Here is a 17987-nt window from a genome sequence, read left to right on the forward strand (position 1 = left end):
TTCTTATAATGGCATTTTTTTTGTTTCCTCTTAGGGCTTTTCTTGATTTTTTTCCCAGTGATGAGTGAACAACAAAAAGATGAAAATGATGAGCTATAAGAATTTTATTTACGGAGCCTTAGGCTTGACCATCGGCGCAACAGTAACCGCTTTTAACTTGCCTGATAAATCTAAAAAGATGAAGGAAGGTGCACCCTCAGAATTACGCATCAGCAACCGCACGGAATATGGTCAGCTCAAGGAGGTCGTAGTTGGCAGGTGGGTACCCAATACTTTTAGGGTCGGTAAGGTAGATGCTTCACTGAAAAATTTTGCCCCCTATCTTTCAGATAAGGCATGGGAGTATTGGGCAAAATGTGAGGATAAGAATATTGCAGAGGTTTTCCCTGAGGATGATAAAAATAACTTCCTTGAACAGGAAAACCTCGTCAAGACACTCGAAAATCTGGGAGTGAAAGTCCGTAGACCTGACCCCATACCTTTCAGTTCAATGATTGCTTCGCAGTGCTATTCAAGAGATCCAATAATTACCATTGGCAACAAAGTGATTTTGGCCAACCTTCGGTCTGAAGCTCGCAGGATGGAAGTAGCAAGTTATGGGCGAATTGCGCAGGATTTAACAGAACAATATCAGGGGGAGGTCGTGCGGATGCCTGCCCTAAAACAGGGCCTCGCCGAGGGCAATGCCTACCTTGAGGGAGGGGATGTTTTCGTGGAAGGGAAGGATATTTACGTCGGTATTTCTGGAAATGCCACCAATGATTTGGGCATTGAATGGTTAAGAGAGACTTTGGGCGATGAATATGTGGTGCATCGTGTGGCCTTGAAACCAAATGTTTTGCACCTCGACTGTGCCATGATGCTGATCAATGATAAGCTCGGGGTGATCTGTGAAGAGGATTTTGAAGATTTTGACGCATTGCCAGCAAGTTTGAAGCGCAGAAAGTGGGTTACTGTAGCACCGGAAGAAGCACAAGTGATGGCCACTAACGGTATCGCTGTCAATCCAGAAACGATCATTATGGTGGATGCCTTCCCTGAAGTTGCCGAACAAATAAGAGCGCATGGTATAGAGGTTATAGCCATTCCTTTTGACAAGGCCAATTACTACGGCGGAGGATTGCGTTGCAGCTATCAACCCATTTCTCGCGAACATTAAATGATGGAATAATGTAGAGCGGGGAGCTTTCAAGCAGGCCAATACCCTCATTAAACAATAACTCGCAGTAATTTTGAGCGTCCTATTGTGGGGGCGTTGACAGATAGAGAGGTAGCGAAAAATTCCTCAATAAATACAATATCACCAACTGAGCGAGCTTGTTCAGTTGGTTTTTTTATGTCCATGCCAAAGTACCTGATCAAAATAGCTTGTTAAAAGCAGTAGCTATGCCAACTATTAGTGAATAAGGATTTTAAGGTGGGCTGGGGTTAAATGTGCTTAAATTCAGAAGGTAATACCGATCAGAATTAAATTCAAAATCCACTGCCGCCTAAAGTGCCGAATATTCTTCCGAAGGTATCGCCCAATTAAGCAGCCGATGCCCAGTAATTGGGAGGAGGTATGAATCGTCGGGGAGAGCACATTTTGCAGTATATTTTTGATCAAGTACTTATTTTCGTATTATTGGAACAACATCAACCATTAACCCACACCAACCACTATGGGCAAGCATTTGCTATGGGAAAATATTAAAAAAGGCGACGCGCATGCTTACCGACAATTATTCGAAAAGCATGTGGCGATTTTGTATAAATACGGCCATAAAATCTGTCAGGAATCTACTGTTGTGGAAGATGCCGTGCAGGAGGTTTTTGTTCGGATCTGGGAGAAGCGGCAACAGCTTGGCGATACGGACAACCCCAAATTTTATTTGATGGTGGCCCTGAAGCGAGAATTGTATCAGCGGATGCGCAGCAATAAGTTTCAGTACCAAGATCCGCAGGAGTCACATTTTGAAGTTGTATTTTCTGTAGAGGAAGAAACCATCTTGGCCGAGCATAAGGAAATCAATTTGGGGAAGCTGAAAAAGGCGATGGAAGTCCTGACACCCCGGCAGAAACAGGTGGTTTACCATCGGTTTTTCTTGGGATTATCCTATGAGGAAACCTCCGAAATTATGGAGATGAATTACCAGTCGGTAAGGAATCTTCAGAGTGGGGCACTCAAGCAACTTAAAAATGAAATGGGAGATATTGGATTGATCCTGACCTTGATCTCTCAAATTTTTTCATAAAATATCAGTACATCAACCAGGTTTTTGCCATTTACAGGTAGAGGCTTTTTTTGATAATAAATATGGCGAACATCGACAAATATATATACGATTCAGATTTTATTGCCTGGGCTTTGGGTGATGATGCGCAAGAGCAAAAGTGGCTTGAGATCATTAAAAATCAGCCTGAGGAGCGTGAGGGTATAGCTGCGGCAAAAGCACTTGTCAGCGCAGGAGTAAAGGTGGACGAACCTGTTCTTTCTCCGCAGGTGGCTAATCGTATGTGGGACAATATTTCCGCAAAAAATAGACAGCTAAAACGGAACAAAAAGCCCCGTTGGCCGATGGCCATTGCTGCGGGATTGGCTTTTTTACTGATGGCTGCAGGCTTGTTCCGTTTTCTGGTGCCACAACAGGAACAGGTGGTAGCTGATGCGGGCCAACAATTTGAATACGTACTGCCCGATGGTTCGGTGGTGGTTTTGAATGCCGTTTCGAGCATCACCTTTACACCGAAATCATGGGAAGATCACCGAACCCTGGACCTGAAGGGAGAGGCTTTTTTCAAAGTGAAAAAAGGGAGCAAGTTTACCGTGCAAACCGCCTATGGGCAAGTGGAAGTTTTGGGAACTTCTTTCAATATAAATGTCCGTGATGAGGATTGGGCAGTGAGTTGTTATACAGGAAAAGTGGAAGTGCGGAGTGCGACAGAAAAAGTCATTTTAACGGCAGGAGAGATGAGTGTGGGGCAGCAGATCCTGCAGAAAAAGCGTTTTGCGGTCAGTAAAAACCAGAAGCCACAATGGAATCAGGGGATTTTTCATTTTGATAATCAACGCTTGCGAGCGGTATTTGCGACTATTGAGCGACAATACGGGGTGAAAATTACGGTCAAAGAAGTGGATTCTTTGAGAAGATTCTCCGGGACGATTTCCAATAAAAATATTGATATGGCGCTTCGGATGGTTTGTGAGCCTATGGATTTAAAGTATAAAATAGAAGGGAAGCATGTCCTTATTCAATAAATTTTTTCTTTTGCTGATTTTGTATTTTTCCATTGTGGGAGCCAAGGCGCAAAATCAGCAAATTCCTTTATCCGATGCCCTCAAACAATTTGCGCACGAACACGATTTATTCATCGCCTTTGACGAAGCGAAAGTAGCAACATTCAAGGTGAACCGGGCCGAACCTCAGGAAAGCGTACAGGAGGTCTTGTTGCGGTGGCTGGCGGATACCCCGCTTGTTTTTGAACAGCTTGAGCCTCGCTCATATATGATTATCAATCGACCGGCGGAGGCTGAGGTAGTGGATATTCCTGTGCCCAAGGTAAAAAAACATGCTGTTTATGGGGCCATCGTGGGCATTGAAAATTTTAAATTACCCTTTGCCGTGATCCGCATAAAAGGAACGGACAAAGGGGTAACTTCTGGGCAGGATGGGCAGTTTCATATCCATGCACAACTGTCGGATACGCTGGTATTCACCTATGTGGGCTATGAACCGATGAATATCGCCGTTCAGGATTTGGCGGCTAAAAACCCGAATGTTGTAAATATGGATCTGAATGTTCGGCAGCTGGATGCGATTCTGATTTCCTCGATGCAGAAAAATCCCGCCATTATTCCACAGGCTGCGGGACGCTACAGTCAGCGGATTAGTCCTATTTCTGCAACGGCCACAGGCAAGCATAATGCCTTTTACGCCTTGCAATTTTTGCCTGGGGTGAATAGCAATGGACTTTCAAGCAACCTACAAGTACGGGGTGGTAGTACGGGGCAAACCAAAATAACCATTGACCGACAGCAGGTATTTTTGCCCGATCATTATTATGGAATTTTCAATGTGATCAATCCCGTAGCGACGCAGGATATTATTTTACACAAAGGAACTTATGATGTTACGCATGGGCAAAGTGTGGCTGGCGTATTGGAGGTTCAAACTAAAAATGATTATTTCAGTCATCAGCAAATTGGTCTTTCTGCACATTTGTTTGGGGTAAATATGGACGTGGCTTTGCCGATAATCAAGGATAAATGGTATGTTTTTGGTGCCTTCCGTCAATCTCATGATGCCTTCACCAATTGGTATATCAATCGGTTTGCCAATGATCAGCCCGAAACGATTGAGATGCCGAAAAAAGGGACAGTTTTTAATCAGCAAGTGAATCCAGAAATTCAGTTTGGTGACCTATATTTAAAGTCTGCTTTGCGGATAAGTGATCGCGCTTTACTTGAGCTGAGTGGGTTAAAAACCTGGGATCGGTACGATCATCAGTTGAATTTACGAAGCAAAAGAAATCGACCGATTCAAGATCGTCCATTTTGGACCATCACGCAGGTTGAAAACCGCTCCTGGGCGAATGAATCCGCAGGCATGGATTATACCCATTGGCTTGGGGACCAGCAACAGCTTGAGGTATTTGCCAATGTTTCTGTGGGAGAAAATCAGGTATTTAAGGATCGGAATTTTAATGATGGTAACACTATAAAAGTCGCCGAGCAGCACGATCAGCAGCTAAAAACTGTTTTTGGCGGCCTTAAGCTGCAACATCATGCTTTTACAGTAGGCTTTGATCTTACCCAATATCAATTGGAGATCAGTAATAAAGATACCATTCATGATCAAACGGTCAAGTTGGCGAACACTTACCTGGCATATCAAAAAAAATGGGAGAAAGTAAGCCTTACAGCGGGCGGTAATTTTCTTTATTATCAGCCTGATGGGTGGTTGTTTTCGCCGAGGGTTCAGCTCAATACCACCAAGCAGGAGGGAACGAATTTTAAATTGGGATTGGGTCGATATTATCAGTTTTTGCATCAAATCACGGATCCCCTGAGTTCTCTTTTTCGTTGGCGCCTGACCACCCCCGAGCAGTTGCCTTCTATGGTATCCGACCAAATCAGTATTGGCCTTCAGCATAGTCGATCACACTTTAGTTTCGATGCCGAATATTATGCCAAGAATAACAAAAACGACCTTTCCGTTTTAGCCCTTCGGACAGATTTAGCCATGCGCTATTTTTTGGCGGATGGGCTTTCGCAGGGGCTCGATACTTATTTCAATTTTCGCCATGAGCCCTGGAATTTTTATATGGCTTATGCCTATAACCATTACCATCTGAATTTTCAGCGGTCGCCTGAAGAAATCCGCAAGAGCCATATTTTACAGACCGCCCTGGTGTATACAAAAGGTAACTGGCAATTGGGCTGTACATGGATTGGCAAGTCGATTCGTTACGATTTTGAAAATTTTAATGTTGAAGAAGAAGTCGCCAAAAGAGAGGCGTTATACAATATGCCTTTTTACCACCGCATGGACCTGTCGGTGGCGTATCATCTAAATTTGGGTAGCAACCAACAGCTCGAATTCGCCCTCAACATCTATGATTTGTACCATCAGAAAAATATTCAGGAACGCACGGTGGATCAATTGCCTGTGTCAGCAATTTTTAATCAAGAGTTTCTGATGACGGATGTTACACAGATGGGTTTCTTTCCAAATGTGTCGGTGGCCTGGCGGTATAGGAGGTAACATTGGTTGTAGCGTCTCGCTACGACCAAGGCTGATTAGATACTTGTTTTGACATATTCTGTATATAATATTATTGTTCATTTTTTGACGCATAGGCGCGTATTGATTAAATTGCAACTAATTTTTATGCAATTTAACCAATATCATGAATCCTTTATTTCACCCATCTCACCACAAGGAGAGGAGTTTTTCCCCTTTACAAGTATTTCTACTGACCTTATTTTTTACAAGCTTATTGGCCTTCAGTGGCTACGCACAATCAGAAAGTGACTTTACATTTGACCCGACTACAGGAACAATTACCGGATATACAGGAGCGACTAAAGATATTGTGATACCTGCGACGATTGGAGGTGTGAAAGTGACCACTATTGGATTTAGGGCCTTTGAGCATAATTCATTAACGTCCGTAACCTTCACAGGGGGGGTGACCACTATTGGAGAGGCTGCCTTTTATGATAATCAATTAACCTCTGTAATTTTGTCTGAAAGTTTGGTTGTTGTTGGATCTACAGCCTTTTCAAATAATCAAATAAGCTCCATCGCCTTCCCTGCTGGTTTGCGGACTATTGGGTTTAGTGCCTTTTCTGATAATCAATTAACCTCTGTAATTTTGCCTAAAAGTGTGGTTGTTATTGAATTGGGTTCCTTTATCAATAATAATATGGTGTCTTTTAATCTTCCGCCTGAAAATGAGAAGTTACCCCAAGATTATGAATGGGAACAAATAAGCTTTTTTGGGTCAGAGGATAATAAGTTTAATCCAGGTGACGAAGTTTCGTCTGATTTCGGATATGAAATAGATGACTTATTCGACATATCATTTTCCATTGCTTATGAACTCAATGGCGGAGCAAATGCTTCCGATGCACCAGCCGCTTACAATTTTGACACAGAAGTAACATTACCTGTTCCGACCAAGATTGGCCATAGTTTTGAAGGCTGGTATTCCGATGTTGATTTTTCAGGAGATGTGATCACTTCGATCAGTGCAACCACCATTGGCGATCAGATGTTCTATGCGAAATGGGTGGCGAATGAGTATGGAATTTCTTATGAGTTAAATGATGGAGAGAATGCTATTGATGCACCCACTTCCTACACTTACGGAATCGAATTAACTTTACCAACTCCGACGAAGGTAGGTCATAGCTTTGAAGGCTGGTATGATAATGCCGATTTTTCTGGTGAGGCATCCACTGCGATCAGTAATACAGCTTTAGGCGATCAAACCTTTTATGCAAAATGGACAGCGAATGAGTACGCTATTTCTTATGAGTTAAATGATGGAGAGAATGCTATAGCTGCACCCACTTCCTACACTTATGGAATTGAAGTAACTTTACCTACTCCGACCAAGGTAGGTCATACTTTTGAAGGCTGGTATACAGCTTCCGATTTTTCAGGAGATGTGATTACTTCGATCAGTGCAACAACCCTCGGCGATCAGATGTTCTATGCGAAATGGACGGCGAATGAGTACGTGATCTCTTATGAGTTAAATGATGGAGAGAATGCTATAGCTGCACCAACTTCCTACACTTACGGAATCGAATTAACTTTACCTACTCCGACGAAGGTAGGTCATACTTTTGAAGGCTGGTTTGCAGATGCCGATTTTTCAGGAGATGTGATCACTTCGATCAGTACAACAGCCCTCGGCGATCAGATGTTCTATGCGAAATGGACGGCGAATGAGTATGCTATCTCTTATGAGTTAAATGATGGAGAGAATGCTATTGATGCACCCACTTCATACACCTATGGGATTGAATTAACTTTACCTACTCCGACGAAGGTAGGTCATAGCTTTGAAGGCTGGTTTTCATCTTCCGACTTGTCAGGAGATGTGATTACTTCGATCAGTACAACAACTATCGGCGATCAGATGTTCTATGCGAAATGGACGGCGAATGAGTACGTGATCTCTTATGAGTTAAATGATGGAGAGAATGCTATAGCTGCACCCACTTCCTACACTTATGGAATTGAATTAACTTTACCTACTCCGACGAAGGTAGGTCATACTTTTGAAGGCTGGTTTGCAGATGCCGATTTTTCAGGAGATGTGATCACTTCGATCAGTACAACAGCCCTCGGCGATCAGATGTTCTATGCGAAATGGACGGCGAATGAGTATGCTATTTCTTATGAGTTAAATGATGGAGAGAATGCTATAGCTGCACCCACTTCCTACACTTATGGAATTGAATTAACTTTACCAACTCCGACCAAGGTAGGTCATAGCTTTGAAGGCTGGTATGCAGCTTCCGATTTTTCAGGAGATGTGATCACTGCAATTAGTAATACAACCCTCGGCGACCAGACTTTCTACGCGAAATGGACGGCGAATGAGTATGCTATCTCTTATGAGTTAAATGGTGGGGAGAATGCTTCCGATGCACCAATTTCCTACACCTATAGTATTGAATTAACTTTACCAACTCCGACCAAGATTGGCCATAGTTTTGAAGGCTGGTATGCAGATGCCGATTTATCAGGAGAAGTATCCACAGTCATCAGTAATGGAACGATCGGTGATCAAACCTTCTATGCGAAATGGATGGCTATGGAATACACGATCTCTTATGTGCTCAATGGTGGGGAAAATGCTTCCGATGCGGCTGATGCTTACACCTATGGAACTGAAGTAACATTACCTATCCCGACCAAGGTTGGTCATACTTTTGAAGGATGGTATGCAGATGCCGATTTTTCAGGAGATGCGATTACTGCGATCAGTTCAACCACCACAGGCGATCAAGCTTTAAATGTGAAGTGGATGGCGAATGAGTATGCTATTTCTTATGAGTTAAATGATGGTGATAATGCTATAGATGGACCAACTTCCTACACTTATGGAATTGAAGTCACTTTACCTACTCCGACCAAGGTAGGTTATAGCTTTGAAGGCTGGTTTGCAGCTTCCGATTTATCAGGAGAAGCATCCACAGTCATCAGTAATGGAACGATCGGTGATCAAACCTTCTATGCGAAATGGATGGCTATGGAATACACGATCTCTTATGTGCTCAATGGTGGTGAAAATGCTTCAGATGCGGCAGATTCTTACACATATGGCACAGGCGTAACCTTAGCAACACCCGAAGAACGGGACGGCTATACCTTTGCCGGTTGGTATTCCGATGTTGATTTTTCAGGAGATGTGATTACTGCAATCAGTACAACAACCACCGGCGATCAGGCTTTCTACGCGAAATGGACAGGGCTTCCATACGCTATTACTTATGAACTTAATGGCGGGGAAAATGACCCAGATGTACCTTCTTTCTACACCTATGGGACTGCATTAACATTACCTGTTCCAACCAAGACTGGTCATAGCTTTGAAGGCTGGTTTTTATCTTCCGATTTATCAGGAGAAGCATCCACAGTCATCAGTAATGGAACCATTGGCGATCAGATATTCTATGCAAAATGGATGGCTATGGAATACACCATCTCTTATGTACTCAATGGTGGAGCAAATGCTTCAGATGCGGCAGATTCTTACACATATGGCACAGGCGTAACCTTAGCAACACCCGAAGAACGGGACGGCTATACTTTTGAAGGTTGGTATGCAGATGCCGAATTTTCAGGCGATGCGATTACTGCAATCAGTACAACCACCACCGGCGACCAGGCTTTATATGCGAGATGGGTAGCCATTGAATACACGATCTCTTATGAACTCAATGGCGGGGAAAACACCTCAGTTGCGCCAACCTTTTACACCTATGGAACTTCAGTAACACTACCTATTCCGACAAAAGCTGGTCATAGTTTTGAAGGCTGGTATGCAGATGCTGATTTTTCAGGAGATGTGTCCACCGTTATTGGTAAAACAGCCATAGGAGACCAGACTTTCTATGCAAAATGGGAGCGTATACTGTCGGCAAATGAGGGGCTTCAGCAGGTCAAGGTTTACCCAAATCCTGCGAGCCACATTTTACATATTGAGCTATCCGATAAGGGGGGAAGTGATGTTCGCCTGATCAATCAGCAAGGCGCAGTCGTATTGTCCGATAAACTACACGACGGAACAGCATCTGTTCATATTGCGTCATTGCCTACTGGACTCTATTTTGTACAGGTCTTCTCAGAAAATAAATGGCTGCCATTGGGCAAAGTCATGAAGCAATAATGATCGCCTTTTTACGGCTATCTGTAGAGACGTTCGGCAGAACGACTGACTTTAAACTGGTCGTAGCGTTTGGCTACGACCATTTTTATTAATTATTTAATGATTAAATATCGCATTTACTTTAAAAGTATTACTAAGTCATACTTTGTGTGTTTGATTTCGTATCTTTAGGTAAACGAATTAAATCTAAGGTTATGGACGGAGTGAAGTCAAGAAAATCTTTTACACTTGATGCTGATGTTGTTCAGTACATTGAGCGCTATGCCAAAACGAACAGGGTAAGTAACAGTACTGCGGTCAATCAGATCATTGCGATGCACAAGGAACAGGAGCAAAAAAAGATGGTTAATTTTGCGGAGCAGATGATGGACAAGCACAAGGATGTCTTTGATTATTTGGCTAAATGAGAAAATTCACCTATTTAAGCAAAGCATCACTTTTAGAAATTCAGGAAACCTCCATTAACCGCTTCGGTGGATTGCATGGCATCAAATCACCAGAGCATGAGGGGTTGATTGATTCGGTATTATCTCATATTCAGAACGATGATTATTAGCCGGACTTGGTAGCAAAAAGCACTTTTTTGTATTGGAGCCTGATTAAGAATCACTGTTTTCAGGATGGTAACAAGCGGGTAGCGCTGGCGTCGGTGATTTCCTTTTGGTTCGGTAATGACGTTGATCCTGACAGAATCAGTGATTTTGTTCGAGATCAAGGAGCGAGTCTCACCGAGAATATCGCCGGAGGAAAAGTCGAGCGTGAGGAACTTCATCAAATTATTGCAAAGGTGCTTGATGAGCCTTCTGCAATGCAATAGGTACTTCCGATATGGTGCGTGGAAAATTCTACCACAAGACAAACCCGCTTTAGCGGGTTTTTGTATTGTTAGCCCATTGCTTCAGCTGTGGGCACATCATATTGGTAATCATCCATTCCATTTCCAAAACCATCACCTCGCTGATCCTCATCATTTTACCTTTATTTTTTTCCGCAAAGGTTGTAGTTCATGCAGGCACGTTCACTGATCAATTTTTTAGAGGTTAAGGAAGTTTCTTTGTTTATTCGGTTTAATATTCGCATTGAGCATAAGACCGTAGTGGTGTTTTAAGCCATGATTACCTTGATTTACAGGATTACCATGATTACTTATTTTAAAATGATACTGCCCTAAATCTGTGGACAAATAAACACCTCTTTACATTCCTTATGCAGTGCGTAAACATTTACTTACTTATCGACTTGTCAATTATTATTTGTCATGTTCTTTGAACCTTGACTACCAAGATTAAAATGGATGTTTTTAGGCTATGCAAACTATAAAAATCATGGTAATCCTTTTGATCAAGTAAATCATGGTCAAAAAATATCGCCATTATCCTTTTGACAAGACACTTAGGACTTCATAACATAAAAATGAGCATCATTAATAAATCAAAACTGATCATGTTGGCTTCGGCGGGCATGTTGTCGTTTGGGACCATGCAGTCGGTGCAGGCACAGAATATCTTGGATCAGATGGCTGTCAAGCTGAAGGGAAATACCAACCGGGAGGTATCCTTTGCCAACAAAAAGTCTGCTTATTATCTTACCCAAACCCAAGCCAATACGGGCAATGAGTATGAATATTTCGAGGGGATGAACATCGCCAAGAAGCGTATTTTCAGTGGCTTCAGTTTGTTTGTCGATGGTCAGCAATTGGATAATGGCAGCTCGACCGTAACGGTTTACCCTTACAAAATGAACCGTTCTTTCGCCAATGGAGCGCAGTCGGTTTTGTGGTTGCATGATTTTAAAAATGTCGTAGAAGTTGATTTATCATCGGTCAAAGGCAAGCGCATCGGTATTCATTTGAAAGGCATTGAAGCGGAAAATATTTCAGCCCAAAACAACCTGATGATCCTCAAATCCATCGAAGGAAATCATGTGATTGCGGTCGCTCCGCGATTGGGAAATATCAATGGTGGAAAGCTGGAAAAAGATCAACTGACCGCTTCGGCTTCCGCCAAAGGATTTTTTATTGCCGTAGGTAAAACGGCTGATGAAGCTACCGCTTTGCTGAAAGAAGCCCGCAAGAACAGCAGCCGATGGAAGAAGGAACGCAAGGAGCGCATCACCAAATTGCTGGAGAAAAACACCTATTTCAAAAGTAGCGATCAACAGTTAGAAGAGTCGCTGAACTGGATGTCGGTAACGATGGATCAGCTCGTTTCCGAACAGCAGGGTTATGGTATTTATGCCGGATTGCCGTGGTTCAATGAGTATTGGGGACGCGATGAGTTTATTTCTATGCCTGGCGCTGTCTTGGTGAGCGGTCAGTTCAAATGGGCAAAAGACATCCTGAAATCATTCGCCGAATATCAAAATACAGATCCGAATTCCAAGTTCTTTGGGCGTGTGCCGAACATCGTCAATCCGGATGCGATTGATTATCACACCACCGATGGAACACCTCGATTTGTTATTGAGCTGTATGATTATGTGCAATATTCGGGAGATATGGAACTGATCAAGGAGCTTTATCCGAATGTCAAAAACAGCATCGAGGGTGCACTGAAAAACTGGACAGACGATTCGGGTTATTTGCTGCATGCCAATAATGAAACCTGGATGGATGCCCGACGCAATTATGACAAGCGATCGTATTCACCACGTGGTACGCGTGCCAATGATATTCAAGCACTTTGGTACAAGCAGTTGCAGGCGGGAGCGTACTTTGCCCGTGTGATTGGCGATACGGCGAATGAGCAAAAGTGGGAGGCGATTGCCGAAAAGGTGAAGAAAAATTTCGATAAGGATTACCGTGATCCTTCGCAAAAGTTCCTGGCTGACCGCTTGGATCCGCTCGGTATTCCTGAATTTAAATTGCGCCCCAATCAGTTGTTCGCTTATGATTTGGTTAATGATCAGGATTTCAAATTGCAGATGACCAAGATCTGTTGGGAAGAGTTGGTTTACCCGTGGGGAACGTCATCGCTGAACCGTCAGGATTTGTTTTTCCACCCTTTCCACTTGGCGTGGAAGCATTATCATAAAGACGAGGCATACCACAATGGTACGATCTGGTTGTGGCTCAATGGTATCGCGATGCAACGCATGATCGAGAGCGGACAGTCGGATGTAGCGTATCAGCTTTTCCAAAACATGAACCAACAGGCGATGAACCGTGGGGTAGTCGGTGGTCTGAGTGAAAATATGGATTGCTATCCGCATGAAGGCAAGTTGACGAAGCTAACCGGTACCTATTTGCAGGCCTGGTCGAATGCCGAACATTTGCGCGTTTGGAATCAATATTTCTTGGGTGTTCGTCCCGACATGATTGCCAAAACCCTGACGCTGGCACCACGCTTGCCGAAGGACATCAATGATCTGGAATATAAATCATTCATGGGCGAAGGCTATTTGAAGGGGACATATAATAAAGCCAAGCAAAGCTATACTTATCAGTTCCATGCTATTGATACCGAGGTGAATCTGGACGTTTGGCCATTCAATACCCAAAAAATCAAAGTGAAATCGGGGGATGTGCTGTCTGCTACCCAAACAGGCGAGCAGTTGGAAGTCCGCGTCAAACATCATGGTAGAGTAAAACAAAGCTTCACTTTGAAGAAGAATGCCGATCGTTTGGCAACAGCGAAAAAGCAAGCCGAGGTATTCAAAGGTGTGAAGTTCTGTGAGCCGATGTCCTTGGATCATCACCGTGTGATGCAGAAGACATTTAAAGGCAGAACAGGATTTTAGGTTGTTTGGGGGGACGTTGTATGCAACGTCTCTACCATTCTTATTTACCCACAGCTAAAGCAATGGGCTACCAATAGTTAAACCCATTTCAATGGGTTTTTGTAATGATAGGCCATGGTTTCAACCATGGTTAAATGATGACGGGAAAAATGATGGGTCGTAGATCTTTCCATTTTTATATCCAGAAGGGATTATATAACATAGCGGGGCTGTCGCACAACCGTGTTTGCAATTTATCAAACCAAATAAAATTTGCTCACGCCTATTTTTACCATGGAATGAATTCCATGTCTATTGCGAAAAGTCCTTTCAGGACTGCTGTGCCGAAGGTACATTTTGTAATAGCTGCGGGTTTTAACCCGTAGTAAATAAGCGGCAGAATAAAATTTCGTGTTATAAAATCAGATTATGTTTGTGCAAAATATTATTTCGTGAGCTGTACGGATGCACCTACGTGTGTATCCAAACCATCCAAAATTTATGATGATTCGGGCAGACGCATAGGTCAGCCCATACAGCCTCCAAAAAAAATCGTACGACAACATCAAATCTTAACTGTGCAACCTCCCTACATCCATTCTGTAATTTTTTAATGACCTAAACTACTTGTAATCAGGCTATTAAAAATATTTTCAATTTTTTTCAAAAAATATCGAGTACATAATTCCAACCTCTGCATTTACTGTATAGAAGACGAAGGACGCGCACCTTTATTATTAATAGAAACAAAAAATTTACATTAATCTATACAGTTATGAAAGTTAAAATCATTATCAAATCGTTGTTTATCATTTTTGCAGCCGCCTTTCTTTTCTCTTGTAATCAGGAGGACATGGTGAATGGAGAGATCAGCAGTAACATCGAAAACGATCAAGCGGTGATGGATCATATCGTATTGACCAACGATATCGAAAGTCAGCGTTCTGAAGATGAAAGTCGCGAGATGGGGTATTACGGCACGAGTTCGGCACGGGAAACAGCAAGAGAACGCATTCAAGCGAGGTTTCGTGGCCGTTTTCGTCCTATCGGATTTTATGACTGTGCGGAGCGTACAGTGGAACAGCTTGAAAATGGGAAAATCATCACCCTTGATTATGATATGGGAGAATGTTCAGTGACGGATAAAAACTATGCGGGTAAAATTATAGATCAGATTTCATGGTCACAGAACAGCCGATCACATGCGATTTCTTTTGAGAACTTTGGGCAGGAAGGTATTACAAAAAATGGCACAAGAAATAGAACATTTACTGTAGTAGGAATGGAATTGGATCCTGAAATGGGCATGGACTATGATGCCTGGACAGGGACTTTGGTAGAGGACATTACAATTGATTTTCCTGCTACGGAAGAAGAGGAAGCCCTTTCGGAAACCATCACCACTAATTTCACCCTTACGGGCAATGGCGAAGGCCGTTATAGAAGTGGGCAGGCAAGCTATACCAATAGCAATGGGGCCGATTTCAGTGTTAAAATTCTCGAGCCATTATTTTTCAGCAGAAGTTGTGAGGATCAAGTAAGATTTCCACTTGCGGGTGTAGAAGAGGTAACCACCAAGGAAGGTGTATTTACCATTAATTATGGAGACGGAAGTTGCGATACACTGGTAGAAATTACAAAAGACGGTATAATTACAGCGGTTGATTTGAAAGATGTGATTGTATATGGTAAAATTGGCCGAAGAGCTATTCGTAAAGTACGACGAGGGAATTAATTATAGGATATTTTAAGTTACTGAGGTGCAGTGAGCGAGCGTTCATTGCACCTTTTTTTGTGGGCTAAATGGTGCGCTCGATCTTACTGATGGTAACAATACACACTAAAATTGGCTTTAGTATATAGGCATTAATTTTGTAAATGAAGGACTGATATGAATACAAAGATACTCGAATTTTTTAATACAAAATATCCATTTAATCAAGATGGCCTTCAAGAGTTTGCCCGTTCATTTAAATTGAAAACCTATCCGAAGGGACATCTTCTTGTGCATCAGGAGATGGTAACTGACCGGCTCCTGTTTTTGGAGCAGGGGACTGTTCGGGAATTCTATGCCAAAGATGGGAAGGAGATGAATACCCGTTTCTATGTGCAGCCACAATTTATTAATGATTTTTTCTCTTTAACCAGACAAACCCCTACTCAAAAATGTCTTGAAACACTGCGGCAGGCACAAGTTCGAGAGTTAAGGTATGATCAGTTTTCGGAGCTGCTAAAAAAATACACCTGTGGACATGATTTTATCAGCAAGATTTTTGAAAGTATTATTGAGAAAAAAGAGCAGGAATCATTTCGGCATTTCAGCCTTACACCCGATGAACTTTACCTCGATTTACTTGAGCATCACCCCGAATGGTTGCAGGAAATTCCGCTCTATCATATTGCCACTTACCTCCGCATGACTCCTGAAACATTGAGCAGAATTCGCAAGCGTACCTAAGTTCTTGATTTGGATCAAGGCATGGCAGTTTTTTACGCCTTTTCTTTGTGATATCATTAAAAATCAAAAAAATGAACGCAGTAGAAAAGCTTACTCTTGACGGGGAAATTCCTGTAAATTGTTATGTGATCGCGCGGCAGGGGGCTTGCTATATCGTTGACCCTGGCTATCAGAAGGAAAAAATTCAGGCCTACATTGCAGCGAAGGGCTATCAAGTAAAAGGGGTTCTTTTGACGCATGGGCATATCGATCATATCGAAGCGCTGGACTGCTTTGAGGTGCCCATTTTCATTCACGAGCAGGAGTGGGGTATCCTTCTGAATAATAGTAAAAACGGCTTTGATTTTTTTGGTAAAAAACCCAAGTATCAATTCGATCAACTTGACATCAGACCGATAAATTCATCTACTGTTTTTCCTTTGGGTAATGAAGAAATATCCGTCTATTTGACCCCTGGCCACACCATAGGCAGTGTTTGTTACCGAATAGGACATGATCTTTACACAGGCGATACACTATTTGAAGGAACTGTAGGTAAATGGGATCGGCCATCGGGTAATATGGACCAATTGCGGGATTCGGTTCTATGGCTCATCGATTCTTTGCCTGAACATTTAATTATTCACCCTGGACATGGCAGAAGCAGTACCATTGGCGTGGAGAAACAGATCAATCCATTTTATATCCGTTGGCGCAACGGTTTAGAAATTATTCAATAACGCTTAATCCTTATTACATCATGAAAATTCATCATTTAAGAAATGCCACATTTGTGTTAGAGCATCAGGAACATTTTATTTTAATTGACCCGATGCTTGGTCCGAAGGGGCAAATCCCTCCTTTCTCATTTATCAAAAATAAAATCCGTAGAAATCCATTGGTCGAAATGCCACAGGATACCGCTGTGTTGGAAAAAGTAACGCATGGGCTCATCACGCACTTGCACCCTGATCACCTTGATCAAGCAGGAGAAGATTTTTTAGTTCGACGTAAAATTCCTGTAACCTGCAATCAACGAGATGAAGGTAAGTTACGGAAAAAAGGGCTGAATGTGGTTCAGACGCTTGATTATTGGCAAACCGCCGATTTCTGCGATGGGCAGATCACGGGAATACCCGCAGTGCACGGCTATGGACTAATTGCTAAATTGATGGGAAATGTGATCGGTTTTCATATCGAATTTAATCAGCAAGATAGCCTGTACCTTAGTGCTGATACCGTTTATACCGCTGATGTGGATCGTGTGCTGAAGGAATATCAACCAAAAGTTGCCGTATTGGCCGCAGGTTCCGCCGCCTTTGATGTTGGAGGAAAATTGTTGATGAATGAGGCTGATCTGCTCACGTTTGTTCAAAATGCACCCGATCAAGTTTATGCCAACCACCTTGATGCATTGAATCATTGCCCAATGACAAGAACAAAATTTAGACAGTTAATGGCAGATAATCAGCTATCGGAAAAGGTGAAGTTTCCCGCTGATGGCACTACTTTGGAATATTGATTCGGAGGAAAGTTGGGGTGGATACGTGGTAATTGGCAATATGCCTGGTATATAGTTGATCAGGCAGGTGGTTTCCATACGGTAATAACCTGTAAGTATTGCCATTGAAATAATATTATTTGTGAATATGAATGCCAAAAAACCACCCCACCTACCGACTGAAAAGGGTACCATGGACAGCTCATTTAAGGTGAATGATTTGGTAATTAAGAAATGCTGTAGAGATTATCTGAACCCTCGATGTGAGAAACTATTTGAAAGTAGAGGGCAATAACTACTGAACATCCCTTTATTTTGATCTTTAAGGGAAAGAAACATTACTTTACTGCTTATTTAATGATTTTTTTTAGCTTTTGTATTGTACTTTTCACATCAAGTAAAGAAGAACATCTATTTTATATTTCGGTCTTATAGTTATAA

The 17987-nt window shown here is 42.4% G+C and carries 13 protein-coding genes; all 13 read left to right on the top strand.

The genetic code is table 11. From position 1 onward, the window contains the following. Positions 1 to 85: 85 nt before the first annotated feature. The 13 genes from AABK40_RS17630 (at position 86) to AABK40_RS17690 (ending at position 17567) form a co-directional block, all read left to right on the top strand. Positions 86 to 1159, top strand: coding sequence for a dimethylarginine dimethylaminohydrolase family protein (locus AABK40_RS17630; RefSeq protein ID WP_338398796.1), 1074 nt, complete (start codon positions 86 to 88; stop codon positions 1157 to 1159). A 502-nt stretch (positions 1160 to 1661) separates the two neighbouring features. Continuing rightward, a complete protein-coding gene (locus AABK40_RS17635; protein WP_338398797.1) occupies positions 1662 to 2234 on the top strand; it encodes an RNA polymerase sigma factor in 573 nt (190 codons plus the stop codon). Positions 2235 to 2296: 62 nt separating this feature from the next. Further along, positions 2297 to 3238: a FecR family protein gene (locus tag AABK40_RS17640; RefSeq protein WP_338398799.1), complete on the top strand. Its 942-nt coding sequence runs from the start codon at positions 2297 to 2299 to the stop codon at positions 3236 to 3238. Further along, the gene (locus tag AABK40_RS17645; protein ID WP_338398800.1) at positions 3222 to 5744 is read left to right on the top strand and encodes a TonB-dependent receptor; all 2523 of its coding nucleotides are present in this window, start codon (positions 3222 to 3224) and stop codon (positions 5742 to 5744) included. The genes AABK40_RS17640 and AABK40_RS17645 overlap by 17 nt, the downstream gene beginning before the upstream one ends. Before the next feature lie 145 nt (positions 5745 to 5889). Then, positions 5890 to 9891, top strand: a complete 4002-nt coding sequence (locus AABK40_RS17650; protein WP_338398801.1) for an InlB B-repeat-containing protein — start codon at positions 5890 to 5892, stop codon at positions 9889 to 9891. 194 nt (positions 9892 to 10085) lie between these two features. Continuing rightward, positions 10086 to 10298, top strand: a complete 213-nt coding sequence (locus AABK40_RS17655) for a hypothetical protein (RefSeq protein WP_338398802.1) — start codon at positions 10086 to 10088, stop codon at positions 10296 to 10298. Beyond that, entirely contained in the window at positions 10295 to 10447 is a 153-nt protein-coding gene (locus AABK40_RS17660; protein WP_338398803.1) for a hypothetical protein, read from the top strand. The genes AABK40_RS17655 and AABK40_RS17660 overlap by 4 nt, the downstream gene beginning before the upstream one ends. A 27-nt stretch (positions 10448 to 10474) precedes the next feature. Further along, on the top strand, positions 10475 to 10708 hold the full coding sequence (locus tag AABK40_RS17665; RefSeq protein ID WP_338398804.1) for a Fic family protein: 234 nt from the start codon (positions 10475 to 10477) through the stop codon (positions 10706 to 10708). Between the two features lie 596 nt (positions 10709 to 11304). Further along, the gene (locus AABK40_RS17670) at positions 11305 to 13629 is read left to right on the top strand and encodes an amylo-alpha-1,6-glucosidase (RefSeq protein WP_338398805.1); all 2325 of its coding nucleotides are present in this window, start codon (positions 11305 to 11307) and stop codon (positions 13627 to 13629) included. Between the two features lie 754 nt (positions 13630 to 14383). Further along, positions 14384 to 15343, top strand: a complete 960-nt coding sequence (locus AABK40_RS17675; RefSeq protein ID WP_338398806.1) for a hypothetical protein — start codon at positions 14384 to 14386, stop codon at positions 15341 to 15343. Positions 15344 to 15499: 156 nt separating this feature from the next. Then, on the top strand, positions 15500 to 16066 hold the full coding sequence (locus AABK40_RS17680; protein WP_338398807.1) for a Crp/Fnr family transcriptional regulator: 567 nt from the start codon (positions 15500 to 15502) through the stop codon (positions 16064 to 16066). 71 nt (positions 16067 to 16137) lie between these two features. Beyond that, positions 16138 to 16785, top strand: a complete 648-nt coding sequence (locus AABK40_RS17685) for an MBL fold metallo-hydrolase (RefSeq protein WP_332921713.1) — start codon at positions 16138 to 16140, stop codon at positions 16783 to 16785. A 20-nt stretch (positions 16786 to 16805) separates the two neighbouring features. Continuing rightward, positions 16806 to 17567 (top strand): MBL fold metallo-hydrolase, encoded by a 762-nt coding sequence (locus tag AABK40_RS17690; protein WP_338398808.1) that lies wholly within the window; start codon positions 16806 to 16808, stop codon positions 17565 to 17567. Positions 17568 to 17987: the final 420 nt, after the last annotated feature.

Origin of the sequence: Persicobacter psychrovividus, assembly GCF_036492425.1 — a bacterium.
GTDB lineage: Bacteria > Bacteroidota > Bacteroidia > Cytophagales > Cyclobacteriaceae > Persicobacter > Persicobacter psychrovividus.

Bases quoted from the DNA above. Each gene is read 5' to 3' on its own strand.
- AABK40_RS17630 (WP_338398796.1), top strand. From the start codon at position 86: ATGATGAGCTATAAGAATTTTATTTACGGAGCCTTAGGCTTGACCATC.
- AABK40_RS17635 (WP_338398797.1), top strand. From the start codon at position 1,662: ATGGGCAAGCATTTGCTATGGGAAAATATTAAAAAAGGCGACGCGCAT.
- AABK40_RS17640 (WP_338398799.1), top strand. From the start codon at position 2,297: ATGGCGAACATCGACAAATATATATACGATTCAGATTTTATTGCCTGG.
- AABK40_RS17645 (WP_338398800.1), top strand. From the start codon at position 3,222: ATGTCCTTATTCAATAAATTTTTTCTTTTGCTGATTTTGTATTTTTCC.
- AABK40_RS17650 (WP_338398801.1), top strand. From the start codon at position 5,890: ATGAATCCTTTATTTCACCCATCTCACCACAAGGAGAGGAGTTTTTCC.
- AABK40_RS17655 (WP_338398802.1), top strand. From the start codon at position 10,086: ATGGACGGAGTGAAGTCAAGAAAATCTTTTACACTTGATGCTGATGTT.
- AABK40_RS17660 (WP_338398803.1), top strand. From the start codon at position 10,295: ATGAGAAAATTCACCTATTTAAGCAAAGCATCACTTTTAGAAATTCAG.
- AABK40_RS17670 (WP_338398805.1), top strand. From the start codon at position 11,305: ATGAGCATCATTAATAAATCAAAACTGATCATGTTGGCTTCGGCGGGC.
- AABK40_RS17675 (WP_338398806.1), top strand. From the start codon at position 14,384: ATGAAAGTTAAAATCATTATCAAATCGTTGTTTATCATTTTTGCAGCC.
- AABK40_RS17680 (WP_338398807.1), top strand. From the start codon at position 15,500: ATGAATACAAAGATACTCGAATTTTTTAATACAAAATATCCATTTAAT.
- AABK40_RS17685 (WP_332921713.1), top strand. From the start codon at position 16,138: ATGAACGCAGTAGAAAAGCTTACTCTTGACGGGGAAATTCCTGTAAAT.
- AABK40_RS17690 (WP_338398808.1), top strand. From the start codon at position 16,806: ATGAAAATTCATCATTTAAGAAATGCCACATTTGTGTTAGAGCATCAG.